This window comes from Paenibacillus sp. GCM10028914, assembly GCF_042666275.1.
Lineage (GTDB): Bacteria > Bacillota > Bacilli > Paenibacillales > Paenibacillaceae > Paenibacillus_AQ.
This window is the reverse complement of record NZ_JBHTFO010000016.1, coordinates 229212-248545: the sequence shown is the minus strand read 5'-3', so window position 1 is coordinate 248545 and position 19334 is coordinate 229212. Positions and strand designations below refer to the sequence as shown.

The following is a 19334-nucleotide window of genomic DNA, read 5'->3' as shown; positions in this document are numbered from 1 at the left end:
AAATAATAACTCCGTTTAAGAGAATGCCGAAAAAGATCTACCCTTGTTAAATTATGCTGACTGCAGTTCTAGCGGTGATAGGTTGATATTCAGCAACTTACCAATGCATCTGACACTTACATACCACAAAAGCATGTAATTGAATCATTAACTTATTGTATCATATTCTTCCATCGGTTTCACCTTTCCCAGAAAAATGTTTTTTTGGAAAATAAATTTGTACTATCCGATGAGGTTTGTAATTTTGGTTAAGATACCTGTAGATGCACATCCATCAGGAAGGAGAATCAGAAAAAATGGAACAACCGGTATCTATCCTGACATCACCATCCGTATCTGCTCCCTTCTTTCCTCATGGTGAACCGGAAGAGGTCGGATGCAGTGCAGAGCTTCTAGAAGCAGCACATCAAACGATCCAGCAGCGCTATCCCAAAATGCACAGTTTCCTTATGGTGCGCAAAGGACAGCTTATTGCCGAGAAATACTATGGAGGTTATCATCCTAACGCACTAAATGACCTTCGTTCCGCGACTAAAAGTTTTACCTCCATCCTCTTTGGGATGGCTGTTCATAAAGGCGAGCTGCCACCCATTGATACACCTGTCTTACCTTTTCTAAAAAAGCATGCCACTCGTCGAATCCATCCCTTGCTTTCCCGTGTGACCTTTCGCCATCTCCTGACTATGACATCTGGATTTACATGGCAAACAGGAAAAAAGCTGGGGGAACCACTGATCCACCGCTTTCACCGCAATCAAAAATGGGCTTCCTTCGCATTATCTCTTCCTGTTTCAGAGGAAGCAATGGGATCATTTCAGTACCGCAGTACAGATTCACATCTGTTATCTGTTGCGCTAAGCGAAGCTACTGGGATGGACGCTTACACATATGCCCGTCATCACTTGTTCTCACCTCTGGAAATTCACCATTCCGCCTGGACCCCAAGCCCCGAAGGACACAGCATGGGTCATGTTGGACTATATCTTACATCCAGGGATATGGCGAAGTTCGGTCAATGTTGTCTTAATGAAGGAAAATGGAATGGGCAGCAAATCATGCCACAGGAATGGTTGCAGACAGCACTAACTTCCCAGACAGCCGGGTATCCTGCTTTCGGCGATTACGGGTTCCAGTGGTGGACAGGAAAAATCGACGGACAATCCTTTTCTCTGGCCCACGGCCACGGCGGTCAGCAAATCTATCTCTTTCCAGAGCTTGATGCCGTCATTATATTCACCCAAGACAGCCATGTAAGTCGTTGGAAAAACCCACGTATGCTGTTAGAGAAGTTTATTTTGAAGGCGGTAGAGCTTTGACAGGAATGCAGGATATTCCCGCTTTGTTCTGGATACGTTAAAGCATAGGAATCTTAATACACAGCATGAGAGGAGCACCGTATATGTCTGACAAATATAATGAAATGCATCCTGTGTCTAGAGAAGAAGTTGAAGTCGATGGCGTCTACACCAATGAATGGGGACGTGAAGAACGACTTAAACGGGGTGAAGCATTCCCAACCGATCCCATCCTGGGATCAACGGAATGGCGTTTAACCGAGTTAGAATTTGAGAACCATCATGATGGGCGCACCGATGAGCGGTTAATCGTTAAAGAAACGGGCCATGGTAAACAAGAAAAACTCACACCTAAGTACACCAGTGATCCCGAGTAAATCACGCTATATCATTCAGACAATCCCAATATTTGAAAAAGAAACAAAGAAATAAGACGATAACCATCATACTTTGTCCAAGGCATTCATATGGTATAGAAGCTTGCCTTAAAGACAAGGAGTTGGTTGTATGTCTCCATTTAAATCGTCCACAGGAATCCCGGAGAACCTTGCTGCTACCCTGTGTTACTTATTCCCGATGGTCGGTGGGATCCTCTTTCTCGCTCTTGAAAAAAGAAGCAAGTATGTGATGTTCCATGCACTCCAGTCTTTGCTGACATTCGGAATTCTGGCCCTGGCTCATGTGTTATCAGGCGCAGTACCTATCATTGGCTTGCTGGCATCCGCTCTACTCGCCTTGCTCAGTGTGGTTCTGTGGCTTGTACTCATGTTCCATGCCATTCAAGGGAGATGGTTCAAACTCCCCTGGATTGGTCACTTTGCAGAGAAGCAAATAACAAAAATGTAAACCTGAAATGCAACACTAAAGGCATCGACACAAAAAAAGGGCAGTCGCTTATGCGACATGCCCTTTTGCTGTTTCCTCTGATTGGAGGGATCCAGCTTTATTTGTTTTTAAACCATTAAACAGCAGATTGAGTACGATAGCAGTCAAGCTACCGGCCACAATACCGTTGTCAGCAAGAATTCGAATCCAGTCCGGCAGCTGCGCGAACAAATTCGGTACAGTTGTAACACCGAGGCCCATGCCTACGGAGCAGGCAATGATAAACAGATTCTCATGACGGTTCAGATCAACCTGATCACCCAGCATGCGAATACCAGAAGAAACAACCATCCCGAACAGGGCAACCATGGCACCGCCTAATACAGAAGTCGGCACAAGCTGTGTCAGTGCAGCAATCTTCGGTACAAATCCGATGAGAATGAGAAAGCTACCAGCAACGACAATGACATCACGCGTCTTCACACGGCTCATTTGAATAAGTCCTACGTTTTGCGAATAAGTCGTGTATGGGAACGAGTTGAAAACACCACCGATTACGATAGCAAGTCCTTCCGCACGGTAACCACGGGACAGATCCTTTGAGGTAATATCTTTATCAACGATTTTACCCAGAGCCATAAATACACCCGTAGATTCCGCGACGCTGACAATAGCCACAAGAATCATTGTCAGAATCGGAACCAGCTCAAACTTCGGTGTTCCGAAATAAAACGGCTGTGGAGCGCGGAACCAGCCAGCTTCATGCAGCGGAGCCAGATTCAAATCTCCAAACAACGCTGCAACCAATGTACCGATAATCAAACCGATGAGTACAGAAATAGAACGTAGAAATCCTTTTGCAAATCGATTCATTATAATGATAAACAGCAATACACCGAAGCCCAGTGCCAGATTAAGGGGACTCCCGAAATCAGCACTATCCTGTCCGCCCCCAAGGTCTGTCAGTGCGACTGGTATGAGCGTGAGCCCAATAATCGTTACAACTGACCCCGTCACAACCGGCGGAAATACGGCAATCAGCTTACCGAACAATCCTGAGAATAGGACGACGAATAAACCAGAGGCGATGATGGAACCGTAAATGACCGACATCCCATGATCTAAACCGATAATAATCATCGGTCCGACCGCCTGGAATGCACAGCCCAGCATAACCGGGAGTCCAATGCCGAAATACTTATTGCCGAACACTTGCAATAAAGTCGCAAGACCGCATGCCAGAAGGTCGATGGCGATCAGATAAGTCAGCTGCTCTGTGGTCAGACTAAGTGCATTACCAACAATCAGCGGTACGATAATGGCGCCAGCGTACATTGCTAGAACATGCTGAATACCAAGTGAGAATGTTTTTGCAGGGTGACGACGCTTATCAAAAATCGGTTCCTGTGCGGACAACTTCTGTTCTGCCATGGAAAGTCGAATGCCTCCTGATAAAAATGGATTTATGAATTATGCGAACGTAACTTCGCCGTTGTCCAATGCCGCGATGCGTACCAGCGATTCTACGCGGTAGCCCGCTTCCGCCAGCAACCGTCCACCTGGCTGAAATGCTTTTTCGATAACAATGCCGATACCTGCAACTTCAGCACCAGCCTGCTCAACAATCCGAGCCAAACCGAATGCAGCCTCACCATTAGCAAGGAAGTCATCGATAATGAGTACCCGGTCACCCGGATGAATGAATTTCTTCGATACCGTGATATCGTTACTCTCCTGCTTCGTGAAAGAGTATACCTTCTCTACATAAATATCCTCACGGAGGGTTAGTGATTTCTGCTTACGAGCAAAGATCATCGGAACCTCCAGTTCAAGTGCTGTCATAATACCAGGAGCAATACCGGACGATTCAATCGTTAGCACCCTAGTAATTTTCTCCTCTTGAAACAGGCGTGCAAACTCCCGACCTACTTCTTTCATCAGCACCGGATCCATCTGGTGATTCAGGAATGAGTCTACCTTCAGGACTTGTCCACTTAGTACTATTCCTTCCTCACGGACTTTGTTCTGCAGCAATTGCATGATGCTCCTCCTCTGTGTTTGTATGTTCGCTTATCACCGCATATTTCAAAAAAGCCCGCTTGTCCTTTTACCGAATCAACCGGTACATAGAACAAGTGGGCTTTAACAACAAACTATGGATTTGTCCCCGCCTCAAACCACGGCACGGACAAAAATCGGCTTGCCAACCCGTAGTCCAATCATTCCGGTGATTGGGTAGAAACATACAGGCCAATTCCTGTACATATACGAGAAACGTACACTATTAAATTAACATCTGTGAATTCATGAATGAATGAAGTATACCTTATTTTTCATGAAAAAATAAAGTGAAAATTTCAGGAAGATTATAAGTGAATTAAAAAGCACAATTTCTATGGTTCAAAATTCACTTGGATTTGCACAATCTCAGAGCGCGATCCTAATCGAATCGGAGGTCCCCAAAATCCGTAACCGGAGGATACGATAGAATGTAGCTGCCCTTTTTGTAAGTAGCCCCAATCGTTCTCAAACAATGCCTGAGTGATTAGATGTGCAGGAAATACTTGTCCACGGTGCGTGTGCCCGGAAACAACAAGATCAACCCCCTGTTCCTCCGCTTCCCCTAGTGCATTCGGTTGATGATCCATTAGGATGACCGGTCTCGTCAAATCTGTCCCCTGCATAATCGAAGACAACTCTGCCCTGTTCTTATCTTGCTTGTCCCGTCTCCCAACCAAAGTAAGACCATCTACGGTTAGCGTCTCATCATACAGTATATTCATTCCGCTAGTTTCAAGGACGTTGATCAAATCTGCAATCTCCCCTTCATAACGGTCATGATTACCAAGGGACCCGTACACGCCATAAGGTGCTTTAACACCGGCTAAAATCTGATCAATGCCCTGACGTAAATAGGCATCCAAATCATCATCAATGATATCACCCGGAAACAGGACCATATCAGGGTTGAGTGCATTGATTTCTTTCACCATTCGTTCGGCATGAGCTTTACCTGAGAGCAGGCCAAAGTGCATATCGGACGCCATTACAATATTAAGCTTATCCAGTGCCCCTGCCTTCTTGGCAATCTTGATATCATAAGACCGGACCACAGGGCTGTAGGCATTAAATATACCGTATCCAATCAATATAAGTGTGAGCGTTAACACCGTGTATCCTGCAGCTTTCTCCAAAGAGAACCTGCGCAGCCCGATTAATCGTAGCAACCATAAACTAAGGTGCATGAGTGGGAGAAGAATGATCAGAACATAAAATAAAGCCATCCAAAAGGATCCGATCATATTCAATACCGTAAGGTTACCAAGAAATCTTCCTGATATAAAGGAAGTGGATACAACGACAAGGACGATAATATACAACGCTTTAAGCAGCCGCGAAGACCTTGGACTCATCCACTTCCATATGCTTCGGCCAATGTAGAAAACAAGTAATCCGTAAATTAGGAGCATTCCGATTCCAACGACAATAAACATGATCAATCCCCTTCCCTGCGTACATTATAGCAAGAGGGATATGAGAGGAAAACACATATCCCAGTGAATGCTATAATCCAGTCCGTTTCGGAAGGAGATTACCTACGATAGATTTGAGATTTCGATCCTCTGTATATTTATCCTGACCGATATCCAGTTCATTCACGCGAATATATTTAAAAGCAGCGCCCGAATCAGCTGGTCTATACAACAGTTCTTCGTTCTCATCCGGAACCACATTGTATTCCATATCATGAAACATCTCTAATACTTGATTCGAATCTGGCAGTTTACCTTCATCCACAAAGATTAATCCTCTTAACTTCTTAGGCCCTTCTTTATACATCACCGTAAAACGAACTATACATTCCATTCCTAATATCCCCTTTCCCTCAAGCTTCAATAGTCGATCTGTCCTGCAACTCGCAGCAGCTGCCATAGCCCGTATGTATTTCGGTTTAGAGCGCTAAAACAGCAAAAGCCGGGATCGTCTCCCGGCATCTTTCCTAGGCCGTCCCCTAGTTAGTATATCCACTGTATTGGATTTCGTTGCTTGTAGAAATGATAAACTTCACCATTTCATCCGGCTTCATTCTCTTTATTGTCAACCAAGGCTTCAGCATCTGTGTCTGCGTCCGAAGCAATGTATTTGCTTTGGATACGTCCAAAATACGGACCGTATGTATCCTCTAGCTGGCGCCCTATGTCCTGCTCCAATTCATAAAGAACCATTTCCTGAGAAAAATGATGCAGCAGGAGCTCTGCCATAACCGGGTGTTCAGTAACGACAGCCTGGGTGTCCATTTCTCCACCACGCATACCAAGCATGCACCACTCTCGGTCAATAACAAAAGAGAATTTGCGACCGCCCTGCTTCCGCTCTTCGATCCCTTTCCACCCGCTCCATGCAAGTGTACGAGCAAGACCATCATCGGGACCATCGCAAGCCCAAAGCACCCGTACTCCACGTTTCTCCGCTGCCTCAAGTTCTTCACGCAGTAATGTTGCTTCTTCACGCCATACATCAACAACAATTTCGCTTTCAGCCTGAGCTAGCTTACGAGCAACCCGCTCTAGTACTTCCTTGTCACCATCCACACTTTGGAAAGGTGCTGCATGCCCCTCTGGACGAGGTAAACTTTTCTCTACATAAGCAAGAGATGCTTCTACTCTGCTCGAAATCAACCTGGTTAATTCTTCTGGTTTCAGTGTATTGTAGCGAACCGGTTCTCCAGCTCCCCGCTCCAGAGCACCCTGACGCTCCAACCGCTGCATAGCAGCATACACATTGGAACGCGAAGCGCCCAAACGTTTCGCTACCTCATATCCACCTGCTGGGCCATGCTCGGCAAGATCGACCATAATTTTTGATTCGATTTCTGTAAATCCCAAGTTGCGCAAATGATTCAGTAACTGTTCCATTCTCCTGTCCTCCCAAAGCTGCCTGAACGAATCATCGTCCACTTGTCCCGCTATCCACGCACTTAGCTGTATTATTTATTTAAATCTGCTCAGCACCACAGCGAGGGCACCACTTGGATCCTTTCGGCAGATCCGCGCTACAGATCTGGCATTTCACCGTATCCCGAATCTCACCATCTCTAGGCAAATTATCCTGGCTTTGATTGTTCTCCTGCCAGAAACGGATGCGCCTGTCGAGCTCCAGCTGGCGTTCACGCTCACGTTCCAGCTCCTCCAGATGGCGACGTTCACGTTCACGTTCACGCTCTTCCTCTTCATAGTTTCGGATTTCCTCGTCTTCTACTATATAGGTTGGAGCATCTTCAACATTCACATCAACTTCTGCCTCCGTATTCACCGGTTCCGGACGGTAAATAAAAGGACTCTCGTCTATTTCTGAAGTTACACTCTCTTCGGTGAAAAATAATTCGCGATCCGCTTTTGGCTCCTTCGGTTCGTTGCGCTGCTCCTGCTTCACAGTCAATTCTACCAGCTTATTACCGCAGTATGGGCAGAAATTTGCATCGAGGGCAACCGTACGACCGCACTTGCAAATCCGCTCATTCTTCAAAATAGCAATTCGAGTACGCAAATCTTCAATATGCTCCTGCAGTTCATCGCACGATTTAGCCAAGTCTACCATTTCCCTCTCTGCAATGGACATGTCCTGAGAACGGTAACCTTCATAGAACACTCTCCCCATTTCCATATAATAAGAGGTTTTTCTCTGTTCAATATCAGAAATCTGGCTGTTCAGTTTGTTGATCTCCACAACATGTTGTGCTTTCTCTGTAGCTTTGTTTGCCCCGTCTTTAAGCTTCTGAAAAATATTCATCCGTGAATCCTCCTCGTTTCCCTATGCGAGTGCCCCGTTTACCCGGTGTATGTCGCAATTATCGCTCTTCCATTGTTTAAACGATTCTACATTACTTTAAGCTTATCATCATTTTCACACATCCTATGTTGATGCGGCTACTTCCATGCATAATCTTCCGACCTGTATGAACCCGGAAGTGACTCTATCATACCAAATTTACTAGCTTGATGGAAAAAGGAAGTGGATTCCATGAAAGACTCTTTGATTCAACCCACCACAAGCCGTGTAAACATAGGTTAAATGCATATGAAGTCTGACTTATCAAGCTTAACTTTCTTATCATTTTAATAAATGCCGGGGCCCCCGGGCAATCATGAACACGGAGGGATTCTAAATGATGAATGACCAGAAGATCTACTATGTTTCCGTAGCCCATAATCTGATTCAGGACGTACCCAATGATTCCAATGAATTTGTAGTGCATATGAATGATGAAGAACTTAATAAACTGCGTGAACTAATGGATCAAGTCAGCCAAAGTGATAAATATGCATTCAAACGTACATTCGTCCCTTATAAATCAGCAGATCACGATGATGCCGCTGAAGAATTCGACGAGAGTACAATCGAGTTATATTCTTACCTCTACAAATTTGGAGATGGGAAGACCAAGAAAATGATACAAGCCATGAACATTATCTCCAAAATGGAAGATACTGGTTATGATGATCCTGGTTATGAGAGATCACCACTGAATAAATAATTGATGTTAATCTCCATAAACAGCAAAAGCGCAGAACAAAACCCGGAGCCTTTCTGGCTTCGGGTTTTGTGTTTATATGCTGATGCTTACAGTTTGATATTATCCTCATCGAAGTATTCCTCAAGAGTCAATCCGCTTTCGGCAATATCAGGAGCGAGGTCTTCACCGACATAGCGAATATGCCAAGGCTCATACACATATCCGGTAATCCCTTCCTTACCCTCTGGATAACGAATAATAAAACCATATTTCGGTGCATTATCAGCAAGCCAGATACCTTCCTTCGTCTGACCGAAGGACTGTTCAAGCGCATTCCCAGCACTTGGACTAGACACATCGATTGTAAGGCCCGTCTGATGCTCGCTTGTGCCCGGAACCGCGCTGATTCGCGAAGCTTCTGCTTCACCCTTAGTAGCTACGTGATTCTCATATACCGACTTCTGCCGTTCATAGGAACGATAACCGGATACGGCACGGAGTTCAATACCTTCTGAATCCGCAGCTGCGAACAGCTTCTCCAGCGCTTCTGCAGCTTCTTTTCGCATTTTCCGCTTTTCATGCGCCTCATTAAATGAGAATGGTACATTCGGTTCCGTCAGGTCAGGGGGCTCATAACCATCTGGTAAGCTGCGTTCCTTGTTGACAATTACGGTAACCGACTCTTCGTTCGTCACTACCTGCTTGCCGTTCTCTTCACGAGCTGTAGCTTGAAGGGAATTCTCCATGCGAGTTGCCATTACAGGATCAGCTTGTCCACCTGCATCCTCCAATGTACCGCCCTGTTGTGCCCCACCCTGTGCCTGCAATTCCTGACCTTGCACTTCACCGGATTCTTCTGATTGACAGCCGGCCAGCAGTGCTCCCGCAAGGATAAGAGAAGACAGCATTATACTTGTCTGCCGTGTTCTTTTCCCTCTAAATCCGCTCATTATCAGCCTCTTCCTTTCGTCCTGAATCTCTAGATGTCTATTGTACCTTATTCCGTTTTGGAGAGACAAACCTAATAACGACAGAAAATGACAGTTTTATGCCTATAAATTCATTTTTGCGGCAAACAAGTCGTTTTTTCGGCATTTCGCTCGTTATCTAGTAGGCTTAGCTAAGCTGCCTTCAAGGCTTCTTCAGTGCGCGGCGACGACGCTCCGCTTTGTTAGCCGTCTGGCTAACAACAAGCCCGAGCGCCTTCGAGGCGCCGCGCACCTGCGGCAGCAGGCCGGCCCAGTCTCCGGCCGGCACGAGCTGCTCCGGTGGAGGGGGCGGCTCAAGCCGCAGCTCCACCTCATGCAGCAGCGGCCCGGGGCGGTGAAGCCGGCCCTCGGCCGCTGCCTCGGCCAGCCACTCGCCTAGAGAAGGACCCGCTGGGACCTTCTCCTTCGGCCGGGCGGCCGCCTCCCCGGCGGAGCCGCGCGCCGCAGGCGGGGCTGCTTCGGCCCAGGCGTCAAAGACGCCGGCCAGCAGCTCTTCCCGCGGCAGGCCCAGCAGCGCCAGCCGCTGGAGCGGCTCCGCCGCAAGCCGCGTCCGTGCGGCTTCCAGCACGGCTGCGGCATGCTCGCAGGCTGCGCGCCCGCAGGTGCAGCGCGCGGCCGATCCTTCATCCGGTACGGATGAAGGGACCCATTCGTCCAGCCATGGGGCTGGACGGCCTTGCAGCAGGCGGTATAGCGCCTGCGGGTCGCCCGTAAGGCGGCGAAGCAAGTCTTGCTTGGCGGCGGGTGTCAGCATCTCATATGGGATGCTGACCTCAGAAGACGGCTCACCAGTTATTGATCCGCATAGCAATCCGGCCTTAAACTCCAGCTTTACCTTACCCTGTTCATCCGGCGCTATCATCCCGCATCCACCATCCTTCCAGCAGTCATCATTTTTGTGTAGAACTTCTCGTGAAAATTCATATAAACAACAGTTCCGTTCGTCACATCCAGTCCTGTCCCTGTAACTCGATCAGCTGGCGTAGTTCGCCATCTGACATTTCGGTCAGCCAAGTCTCTCCTGATCCAACAACTTGCTCGGATAGTGCCTTCTTCTGCTCGATCAGTTCGTCAATTCGTTCTTCAAGCGTTCCCTGGCTAATCAACTTGTGAACTTGAACATTTTTGTTCTGTCCAATCCGAAATACCCGGTCAGTCGCTTGATTCTCTACCGCCGGATTCCACCAACGGTCATAGTGAAGTACATGATTCGCACGTGTCAAATTCAGACCAACACCGCCCGCTTTCAGCGAAAGCACGAAAAAACTTGTCCCTTCCCCTTCCTGAAAAGCACGAACCATCTCATCCCGTTCTTTCTTAGGCACTCCGCCGTGCAAGAATGCTGGTTCCTTGCCGTAACGCTTCGCTAAAAACTTTACGAGCATCTCCCCCATACTTACATACTGCGTAAAGATAAGCGCTGATTCTCCCACATCCGCAATGCTATCAAGGATTTCAAGCAATCGCTCCATCTTCCCTGAAGATTCCATTCTCATATTACGATTGTCTTCTCCGCGCAATAACTGCGGATGGTCACAAATCTGCTTCAGCTTGGTTAGCGAGGACAACACCAGGCCTTTACGTGCCATGCCCGACCGATTCTCAATCTGTCCCATCATTTCATCCACGACAGCTTGATACATGGCGCCTTGAACCTCTGTCAGCGGACAGTAAGACTTGATCTCCAGCTTTTCAGGAAGATCCTTACGGATGTCAGGATCGCTCTTAAGTCTGCGCAGCATAAACGGTGATACCAATCGATGCAGCTCTTGCAGTCTCTCCTCCTGCCCTTCTCCTAAAGCGTAGCGCTGCCGGAATGCATTAAACGATCCTAAGTACCCTGGGTTTAGAAAATGAAAGATCGACCACAGCTCTGCTAACCGGTTTTCCACCGGAGTTCCCGTCATGGCAACCCGGTGCGGGGCTGAAAGCTTCATCACGCTTTGCGCCTGCTTGGTGCGATAGTTCTTAATATATTGAGCCTCATCCAGTACGACACTGGACCAGCTTACAGCAGATAAATCAGCACCGTCACGCCCTGCCAGATGATATGTCGTCAGAATAATGTTATATTGCTGCGCCTCATGCTGAAACGACTCACCCCGTAAACGCCGAACACCATGATGGATGTATAGAGAAAGATCTGGCGCGAATCGCTGAATTTCACGTTGCCAGTTACCGAGCAACGAGGTTGGACAGACGATCAGAACAGGGCCGCCTTTACGCAAAAGGTCGGTATCTCTTTCTGAAAGAGGTTCTTGCAGCCTAAACTCCTCTTGCTCTCTCTCCATCTGCAACTCTTTCCTTCTTCCATCCAGCAAACAGGTGATAACCTGAATGGTCTTTCCAAGACCCATATCATCCGCCAGACACACACCAAAGCCTAAATCACGCATGATGCTGAGCCACTGGAAACCTCGCTCCTGATATGGCCTCAGTTGTCCGTGCAGGGATGAAGGAACCTGACGTGCCGGAAGTCTGCGCACCCCGTCTCCTTCCAGCAACGCCGACAAGAGCCCTGTCGTCTCTACTTCCTGAATAAAGAGCCCCTTCCACATCCGCTCTCCATCCATTTCGGCCGTCAGATGCATCCACTCCGACAGTTCCATTTCGCCTTTCTCATGCTTTTTCATAAAGCGAAGAACCTGATTGATCTCTTTCAAATCAACCTCAATCCACTCGCCACGGAACTCTATATAAGGCATGTTCGCTTCAGCTAAAGCTGTTAACTCTTCCCGAGTTAGTTGCTGTCCACCAACCGCAGCAGATACCTCAAAAGATACAAGATGCTCCATCCCCAGAACAGGCAAGTGATGGTCGACACCAGCCCTTGCAGTCCCTTCCTGCATCATTTTAAGGGACAATCCAACCCGGCGGCGCCCTTCTCGGCTCCACTTGGATGGCATTTGAACTGTAACATTACCCTTGGTGAGTTTCGGTACGGACTCCTTCATAAAAGATGAGAGTTTCTCCAAGGGAAGAATCATACCAGCCGGTGCGGGTCCACTTAGCCCTTCCGCCAGCTCAGTGGACAGCTCAGCAGCTTCACCAATCGCGATCAACAGCTGCTCTTGAGCGGATGCATATATACGCCCTCGAACCAACATATCCTTTTCTCGGCTATTCCAGATGCTCTGTGCAGGCAGCCACATTCCTTCATCTTCACGGCTTCCTGCCCAGAAAGACAGCCGCCAATCTATGTCTCCATCTTCGAGTGGAGGTTCCAACCGAAGGCCAAGCCGAATATTTCCATTCTCCGGCGGCAGATTTTCGCCCTCTGTGTAGGGAAAAGCTGTTTGTCCGGCAATTTCGACTTCTTGGCCCAACTCGTGGACTTCTTCCGCAGCTCCTTGTACAGCAATCTCCCGGCTTACGGTAAGCAAACTATTCCACCATAACTCCGTAAGGGGTGAACGCCCGCGGCGATAATCTCTTAAATAAGAAGAGAGCTTGCCTTCAATTTCCCGCAAAGCTTCTCTCACCTCTGCATCAATGATTGAACAGAGGAACGAATAGAGCACCACGGCTCCCGCCTCTTCCCGAGAGGCAGGTTCACTTCCAGCCAGTGCAGCGGGTACACCTATGCATATTGGCGGTATATTAGCCGCTAACTGGAGAAAACGCTCCTCATCTTCCCCTATGAGCTGGGGCTTCCATACCGCTTTCACCACATGCATGGATGCACTCCGCCTTCTTCCAGCCGAAGGTACCTCAGCCGTCCCTGGAGCAATCCGGCCCCGAAGCTGTAATTCAAGCGCAAACTTGGCGGCTGTTAACCAGTATTCCATTTCTTCTCCCAATACGAGACCTTGGCTCTGATAGAGGCCAGTATCTATAGACAGCAGCATATTAAACGCATCCCCTGGTGTGAGCGCCAAACCTTCCATCGTTCGGCCTCCCAGTGTCTTGCGTTCATTACGCCTTACATTCTTTACCGCCACTGATTGGACAGGAAATCTCATCTCCGCCAACCGAAGCGTAGCATTCGCAAATGGACGGCTTCCGTCCCCTAGCTGCAACTTCTTTATTATTCTGCTCCATGCGTCCACTCTGGGTTCCGATACTTCACCGGAAAAACAAAAGAATGCATCTCCTAGCCATACGCCATACAGCGGTTGATTCATTGTTGTCTCCTGTCTTTTTCCTGCTTTACAGATATTATTATTATCTTATACGAAAGCGAACTTTTTTCAAAACGATTACCCAGTAAAATAAACAAATGCCATCTTCAACTGTTTTTCATAAATTATGTCACTTTTTAGGTCTACCCATCGTAACTATCTATTATAACGTTTCAGAGAGGTTTGGTGTAGATCATGAGTGTAACTTTCGGTCTTGGGATCTTTGGAGTGCTTATTTCCTTGTTCTTCTTATTCTTGTATATCTCTATTTGTGTTTGGGGCTACCGTGATGCTAGACGCAGAGGCAAAAGTTCCGAATACGCCCTGCTTGTCATGATAGGTCTTTTGTTCTTTCCCGTTATCGGTGTCATCGTTTATCTCCTGATTCGTGATTATTAACGGAATAAACCTTCTTCAAACTGTCATCACATATAAAAAGAGGTGTTCGCTGCCGATCATCGGCAAGCTGAACACCTCTTTTTATATGCTTTGTGGGCTATAGCGCCCCTTGCAATTCATGTATATCTTATTATTTCGCCTTCAAACTCTCCCAAGACTGCTCTAGCGCCTCGAATAATTGAGTTTTATCCACGTTTCCTGCAACATAACCCTGCATTTGGCTGCCAAATTCGTTCATACCGCCATCAGGGAACTTGTTAAATTCCCAGCTGATCGCTTTACCTTCTTGGCTATATTTCATAATATCTGTTCCCAAGTCGCCTAGCGTCTCCGTGTTAGCCTCAATAGATTTGAAAGCCGGAATGAATTTGAAATCTTCTGTCATGTATTTCTTACCCGTTTCAGAGGTCGCAAGCCAGTTTAAGAATTCTTTCGCTTCATCCTTCATCTTAGAATTCTTGTTAACGACCCAGCTATTCGGCACACCTATAGGAAGCTTATCATTCTGCTCTGCATTGTCGTTAATCGGCATAGGCAGAAACCCGATATTCAGTTCAGGATTAATACCATCGATCTGACCCTGTGTCCAGTTTCCGTTTTGAGTCATCGCTGCTTCACCACTAGCAAAAGTCGTGATTTCGGTATTATAGTCCGTTGTTAATGGGTTCTTCTGCCCATATTTAATCGTCAGATCAAACAGCTTGATCCACTCATCAAACACAGCGTTCCCAACCATCTTCTCTGTCCCTTCATTCATGCCTGCAACAAACGCGTTTGGATCCTTCTGATGAGCAAAACCGATGTTAAGCAGATGGTTGGCCAGAATCCATGCTTCCTGATAACCGTTTACGAATGGCGTAATTCCGGCTGCTTGCAGCTTTTGAGCTGCTGCTTCCAGCTCTGTCAATGTTTTGGGAAGCTCAGTAATTCCCGCTTTAGCAAACAGGTCCTTGTTATAAATGAATCCGTAGCCTTCGATCGCCATTGGCTGACCATAGAGCTTGCCGTCCTTCGTCATAGGCTCCTTCGCAACATCCACAACATCACCGACCCATGGCTGGTCAGATAGATCCTCGACTTTTTCAAACCAAGTATCCAGATCTCTGTAACCGCCCACATTAAAAATGTCAGGCTCCTCGCCGGAAGCAAACTTTGCTTTTAGCGCAGCAGCGTAATCCGAACCTCCGCCGACCGTCTGAATATCCAGCTTAATGCCTGGGTGTTCCTTCTCGTACGCTTCCTTCATTCTGCTCATCGCTTCAGCGATTTCGACTTTAAATTGAAATATTTTCAATGTCTTGGTACCACTCGACCCCTCTTCTGATCCACCTTCATCACTCTTCGAGCCACAGCCCGCCAGAAGAGCAGAGAACGCCAACACCATGACCAATGCGAGCTTACTGTATTTTTTCATTTGAAATCCTCCCTTTTGTTTATAACTCTTGAATACATCGTGAAACCGTTTGCTTCTTTAGTATAGATAACTCTTCTTCGTAACATCAGGTACGATATTGATATAACAGGGGGATGGAATTGACCACCCTATCAAACTTAACCTTTTACAGCACCTGCCGTAATTCCCTCGATGATATATTTTTGCATGGCCAAGAAGAAAATGATAATCGGCGTAATACCAAGCACCAGAGCCGGTAAAGCTAAATCCCACTGCTTCGTATACTGTCCGAAGAAGGCAAAGGTTGCAATAGGGATCGTACGCAGCTCTGCCGATGTCAGAATGAGAGACGGAAGCAGATAATCATTCCAGATCCAAAGTGTATTTAAAATAATTACCGTCACGAACATCGGCTTCATGAGTGGGAATACGACCCGGAAGAACACACCATAAGGACTTGATCCATCTACGGTAGCTGCTTCTTCAATCTCCAGCGGAATTGATTTCGTAAAACCATGGAACAGGAACACACTCAGCGGTACTCCAAATCCCAAATAACAAATAATGAGACCAACTAAACTGTTACCTAGTCCAACCATTGATGTTACTTTCACGAGCGGAATCATGATCGATTGAAAAGGAATAACCATCGCAGCTACAAACATCGCAAAGAGCAGCCTGTTAAACCGAGAATCCCGGCGGACCATCTGATACGCTGTCATGGCGCTGAATAAAGCCAGCAGCAAATTGCTTACAACCGTAACAATGAACGAGTTCAAAAACGCAGACGGAAATTTCGTGATGGTCCATGCACGAGAGTAGTTCGTCCATTCCACTGCTTTCGGCAAGCCTGCGGAATCTGTAAGGAGATCACCGAATGTCTTGACCGAGTTCACGAACAAAAAGTAAAAAGGAACTAGAAAGAGCAAACCGAGCAGGATCATAATGATTTCAGTGACAAACGTACCCGTGCGGTATTTTTTGATCGTTTCCATCAGGCTTCGACCTCCTTGCTTTTCGTGAATCGAACCTGCAGACTTGTTATAATAGCTACTACGATAAAGAAGATAACGGCTTTAGCGGTACCAAGTCCCAGACGATTGTTCGTAAAGGCCTCGTTGTAAATATTCATAGCAACCGACTCAGTCGAGCCAAACGGTCCACCTTTTGTCAGGGAGAGGTTCAGATCAAACATTTTGAACGACCACGAAATAGCCAGGAACAAGCAGACAGTGACAGCAGGCATAACAAGCGGTAGAATGATGGACCGAAGCACCTGTCCACGACTAGCGCCGTCGATCTCCGCAGCTTCCAGAATGTCCTTAGGAACATTATTGAGTGAGGAAATGTAAATAACCATTAAATAACCGGCGGTTTGCCACACGAACACAATGACGATCGCCCAGAAAGCGGTAGCTTTTGTACCCAGCCAAGGGAGGGTAAAGAAAGAAAGATCTGTTGCATTGCCGATAGCTGAAAACCCTTTCACGAAAATGAACTGCCAAATGAACCCGAGTAACAAACCACCAATAACGTTTGGCATAAAAAAGATCGTTCTGAGCACATTCCGGGTTTTTAAAGGCTTTGTAAGCAGGTATGCCAGAAAAAAACCTAACACATTCGTGAAGATTACCCCAAGCACCGTAAAAAGTGTCGTAAACTTGAAGGCATCTTTAAATTTAGGATCATTCGTAAAAATAGTAATAAAGTTGTCGAAACCGACCCACTTAACCTGATCCGATACCCCGTTCCAATTGGTTAAGGAATAATATAAACCGAGCAGGAATGGTATGATCATGATCAGGATGAAAAAAAATGTGGAGGGTCCCACGAAAACGAGCTGCTGAATCCATCGTGAAGTTTTATTCCGTTGCATCCTGTGCTCCTCCTTTTCTTATACTTTTGTAATATGTAAATCCATTATCCAGCAACTAAAGGACAATAAACACAGAGGATCATGAACCGATAGGAGTAATATATTGACCTCTAACTTGCCGACAAGAAATTCTGAGGTGACCCATATGAAAATCCGAAGTATTCGTACAAGGCTTATTCAGTTCATGCTTGCCGTTACGACCATACCACTCTTGCTGTCGCTCGTTATCACCCTGTTTCATACCCGGGAGTCCGTCAAAGAGCAGACCGTAAATGAAAACATACGGCTCATCTATCAAGGAAAAACGAACTTAACCAATTATCTGAACAACATCAACCGTGCTTCTCTTTCTGTATACTCTGATCCTCACTTCCTGCGAAATCTTGCACTTAGTCCAGATAATCACCGAGTGGTAGCAGAGATCTACACGACACTCCAAACCATATTAATTACAAATTCAGATATTCATCAGGTATATCTGCATAACCATCTGTCCGGCCAATCCACCCAAGTCACAAGTGGGGTTCCCCGCCGAGAGTTCCGTTCAAAACCGTACAGCATGTGGGAACCGTTTGAACATGGTGGCGATACCGCCATTGAGCCTGTACATATGAGTCACAGCTACGGCTTCACGCCGAGACCGGCTGACCAGCCCAATCAGAATGTATTTACCTTTTATCGTTCGATTTCCAACATACCTTCTACGAAGCAGCAGGCTTTAATGGCGATTGATGTGAAATTAGACAGCATCATGGCAATTTGTGAACAGCTTTACGCTAAAGGCGAAGAACAGGTTTACTTAATCGATGACGATGGCCTTGTGGTGTACAGCGGGAATCCGGATGAGATTGGAACGAAACTGAAAGACCAGGATCTAATGGATGAGATTTCTTCTAAGGAGAGAGGCTACTATGACGGCAGTAAAACAATGAGTGTCTATGAAAAATTGGATGTGTCGTTTGCCCCCTGGACATTGGTAAAACAGATTTCGCACCACTCTTTATACAAAAATTCGACGGAGCTGACCAGCATCAATGTAGTTATTGCAGTCTTGGCACTTCTAACCGTCATTTTCGGGACGTTATGGATTTCAATTCGTATTACAAAACCCATTAAACAACTTGCCAGTTATATGAATCAGGTACAGATCGGCCGGCTTGACGTTGAAATCAATGTCAATAGCCCCGATGAGATCGGTGCTCTATCTCGTCGTTTCCGTCAAATGATGGATACAATCAACAACTTGATCCTCAGAGAATACAAACTTGAGCTGGCCAACAAAACGAATCAGTTAAAGGCACTTCAGGCGCAGATTGATCCGCATTTTCTGTATAATTCTCTGCAGTCAATCGGTACTTTAGCTCTTCAACATAATGTACCTCGCATTTATTCACTATTATCCTCTCTTGCTGACATCATGCGATATAACATGCGAAACAGCGAGGCCATGGTTACGCTTCAGGATGAACTGAACCATCTTGAATTATATCTTGAGCTGCAAAAGGAGCGCTTTGGCGATCAGCTCGAAGTGGTGTGGGAGATTGAACCTGAAAGTCTAAATGCACCCATTCCAAAAATGATCCTACAGCCCATCGCTGAAAATTATTTCAAGCATGGAATGGATAGCCGCTCAGAGAGTGGACGCTTATTGGTTTCCTCACGGGTTACCAGCACTGGCCGCTTGAGCATAAGGATTGAAAATACAGGGTCTTCCATTGACTCAGAAGAGCTGGTTAGGCTCCAGAACATGCTCAATCAAGCTTCCAAATATGAAGAAATAGATAACGGCTATTCAATCGGACTGAATAACGTACTGATGCGCCTGAACTTGTATTCTGATAATACCGCCCTGCTCTCTATCGAGAATGTACGGCCGCACGGTGTTGCAGTTACCTTGGAAATAAACGCATGGGGAGTGTAAT

At 46.6% G+C, this 19334-nt stretch carries 18 protein-coding genes and 1 riboswitch; of the genes, 6 read left to right on the top strand and 12 right to left on the bottom strand.

Going from position 1 to position 19334, the window contains the following annotated elements; translation table 11 throughout:
* Positions 1-296 precede the first annotated feature (296 nt).
* From ACFQV5_RS16770 to ACFQV5_RS16760, 3 genes are all read left to right on the top strand, one after another.
* The gene (locus ACFQV5_RS16770) at positions 297-1316 is read left to right on the top strand and encodes a serine hydrolase domain-containing protein (RefSeq protein ID WP_379248500.1); all 1020 of its coding nucleotides are present in this window, start codon (positions 297-299) and stop codon (positions 1314-1316) included.
* An 83-nt stretch (positions 1317-1399) separates the two neighbouring features.
* On the top strand, positions 1400-1672 hold the full coding sequence (locus ACFQV5_RS16765; RefSeq protein WP_379248499.1) for a transposase: 273 nt from the start codon (positions 1400-1402) through the stop codon (positions 1670-1672).
* A gap of 130 nt (positions 1673-1802) precedes the next feature.
* Positions 1803-2141 (top strand): DUF4870 domain-containing protein, encoded by a 339-nt coding sequence (locus ACFQV5_RS16760; RefSeq protein WP_379248498.1) that lies wholly within the window; start codon positions 1803-1805, stop codon positions 2139-2141.
* Between the two features lie 48 nt (positions 2142-2189).
* Here the strand turns inward: ACFQV5_RS16760 and ACFQV5_RS16755 are convergent, their stop codons facing one another.
* From ACFQV5_RS16755 to ACFQV5_RS16730, 6 genes are all read right to left on the bottom strand, one after another.
* Complete coding sequence (locus ACFQV5_RS16755; RefSeq protein WP_379248497.1) at positions 2190-3551, bottom strand: nucleobase:cation symporter-2 family protein; 1362 nt, start codon at positions 3549-3551, stop codon at positions 2190-2192.
* Positions 3552-3590: 39 nt separating this feature from the next.
* On the bottom strand, positions 3591-4160 hold the full coding sequence (locus ACFQV5_RS16750) for a xanthine phosphoribosyltransferase (RefSeq protein WP_379248496.1): 570 nt from the start codon (positions 4158-4160) through the stop codon (positions 3591-3593).
* A 151-nt stretch (positions 4161-4311) separates the two neighbouring features.
* A riboswitch (purine riboswitch) is annotated at positions 4312-4411 on the bottom strand.
* Positions 4412-4513: 102 nt separating this feature from the next.
* Positions 4514-5614, bottom strand: a complete 1101-nt coding sequence (locus tag ACFQV5_RS16745; RefSeq protein ID WP_379248495.1) for a metallophosphoesterase — start codon at positions 5612-5614, stop codon at positions 4514-4516.
* A gap of 70 nt (positions 5615-5684) precedes the next feature.
* Positions 5685-5987 (bottom strand): hypothetical protein, encoded by a 303-nt coding sequence (locus tag ACFQV5_RS16740; RefSeq protein ID WP_379248494.1) that lies wholly within the window; start codon positions 5985-5987, stop codon positions 5685-5687.
* A gap of 206 nt (positions 5988-6193) precedes the next feature.
* Entirely contained in the window at positions 6194-7036 is an 843-nt protein-coding gene (locus ACFQV5_RS16735; RefSeq protein ID WP_379248493.1) for a TrmB family transcriptional regulator, read from the bottom strand.
* Between the two features lie 79 nt (positions 7037-7115).
* On the bottom strand, positions 7116-7910 hold the full coding sequence (locus ACFQV5_RS16730; RefSeq protein WP_379248492.1) for a zinc ribbon domain-containing protein: 795 nt from the start codon (positions 7908-7910) through the stop codon (positions 7116-7118).
* Positions 7911-8286: 376 nt separating this feature from the next.
* Between ACFQV5_RS16730 and ACFQV5_RS16725 the strand changes: the two genes are divergently transcribed.
* The gene (locus ACFQV5_RS16725) at positions 8287-8655 is read left to right on the top strand and encodes a hypothetical protein (protein WP_379248491.1); all 369 of its coding nucleotides are present in this window, start codon (positions 8287-8289) and stop codon (positions 8653-8655) included.
* 86 nt (positions 8656-8741) lie between these two features.
* Here ACFQV5_RS16725 and ACFQV5_RS16720 read toward each other — a convergent pair whose 3' ends face one another.
* The 3 genes from ACFQV5_RS16720 to ACFQV5_RS16710 all read right to left on the bottom strand — a co-directional run bounded on the left by ACFQV5_RS16720 (position 8742) and on the right by ACFQV5_RS16710 (position 13747).
* Positions 8742-9584: a M15 family metallopeptidase gene (locus ACFQV5_RS16720; RefSeq protein ID WP_379248490.1), complete on the bottom strand. Its 843-nt coding sequence runs from the start codon at positions 9582-9584 to the stop codon at positions 8742-8744.
* A gap of 181 nt (positions 9585-9765) precedes the next feature.
* Complete coding sequence (locus tag ACFQV5_RS16715; RefSeq protein ID WP_379248489.1) at positions 9766-10485, bottom strand: hypothetical protein; 720 nt, start codon at positions 10483-10485, stop codon at positions 9766-9768.
* A gap of 82 nt (positions 10486-10567) precedes the next feature.
* On the bottom strand, positions 10568-13747 hold the full coding sequence (locus tag ACFQV5_RS16710) for a DEAD/DEAH box helicase (protein ID WP_379248488.1): 3180 nt from the start codon (positions 13745-13747) through the stop codon (positions 10568-10570).
* A 192-nt stretch (positions 13748-13939) separates the two neighbouring features.
* Between ACFQV5_RS16710 and ACFQV5_RS16705 the strand changes: the two genes are divergently transcribed.
* Positions 13940-14143 carry a PLDc N-terminal domain-containing protein gene (locus ACFQV5_RS16705; RefSeq protein ID WP_379248487.1) on the top strand — a complete coding sequence of 68 codons (204 nt, stop codon included), beginning with the start codon at positions 13940-13942 and terminating at the stop codon, positions 14141-14143.
* 130 nt (positions 14144-14273) lie between these two features.
* On the opposite strand, the gene ACFQV5_RS16700 is transcribed toward ACFQV5_RS16705, so the two are convergent.
* The 3 genes from ACFQV5_RS16700 to ACFQV5_RS16690 all read right to left on the bottom strand — a co-directional run bounded on the left by ACFQV5_RS16700 (position 14274) and on the right by ACFQV5_RS16690 (position 17412).
* On the bottom strand, positions 14274-15557 hold the full coding sequence (locus ACFQV5_RS16700) for an ABC transporter substrate-binding protein (RefSeq protein ID WP_379248486.1): 1284 nt from the start codon (positions 15555-15557) through the stop codon (positions 14274-14276).
* Between the two features lie 137 nt (positions 15558-15694).
* Positions 15695-16531: a carbohydrate ABC transporter permease gene (locus ACFQV5_RS16695; protein ID WP_379248485.1), complete on the bottom strand. Its 837-nt coding sequence runs from the start codon at positions 16529-16531 to the stop codon at positions 15695-15697.
* Positions 16531-17412 (bottom strand): carbohydrate ABC transporter permease, encoded by an 882-nt coding sequence (locus tag ACFQV5_RS16690; protein ID WP_379248484.1) that lies wholly within the window; start codon positions 17410-17412, stop codon positions 16531-16533. Before ACFQV5_RS16690 ends, ACFQV5_RS16695 begins: the two co-directional genes overlap by 1 nt.
* A 145-nt stretch (positions 17413-17557) precedes the next feature.
* Here ACFQV5_RS16690 and ACFQV5_RS16685 point away from each other — a divergent pair, with 145 nt between their 5' ends.
* Entirely contained in the window at positions 17558-19333 is a 1776-nt protein-coding gene (locus ACFQV5_RS16685) for a cache domain-containing sensor histidine kinase (protein WP_379248483.1), read from the top strand.
* Position 19334 lies beyond the last annotated feature (1 nt).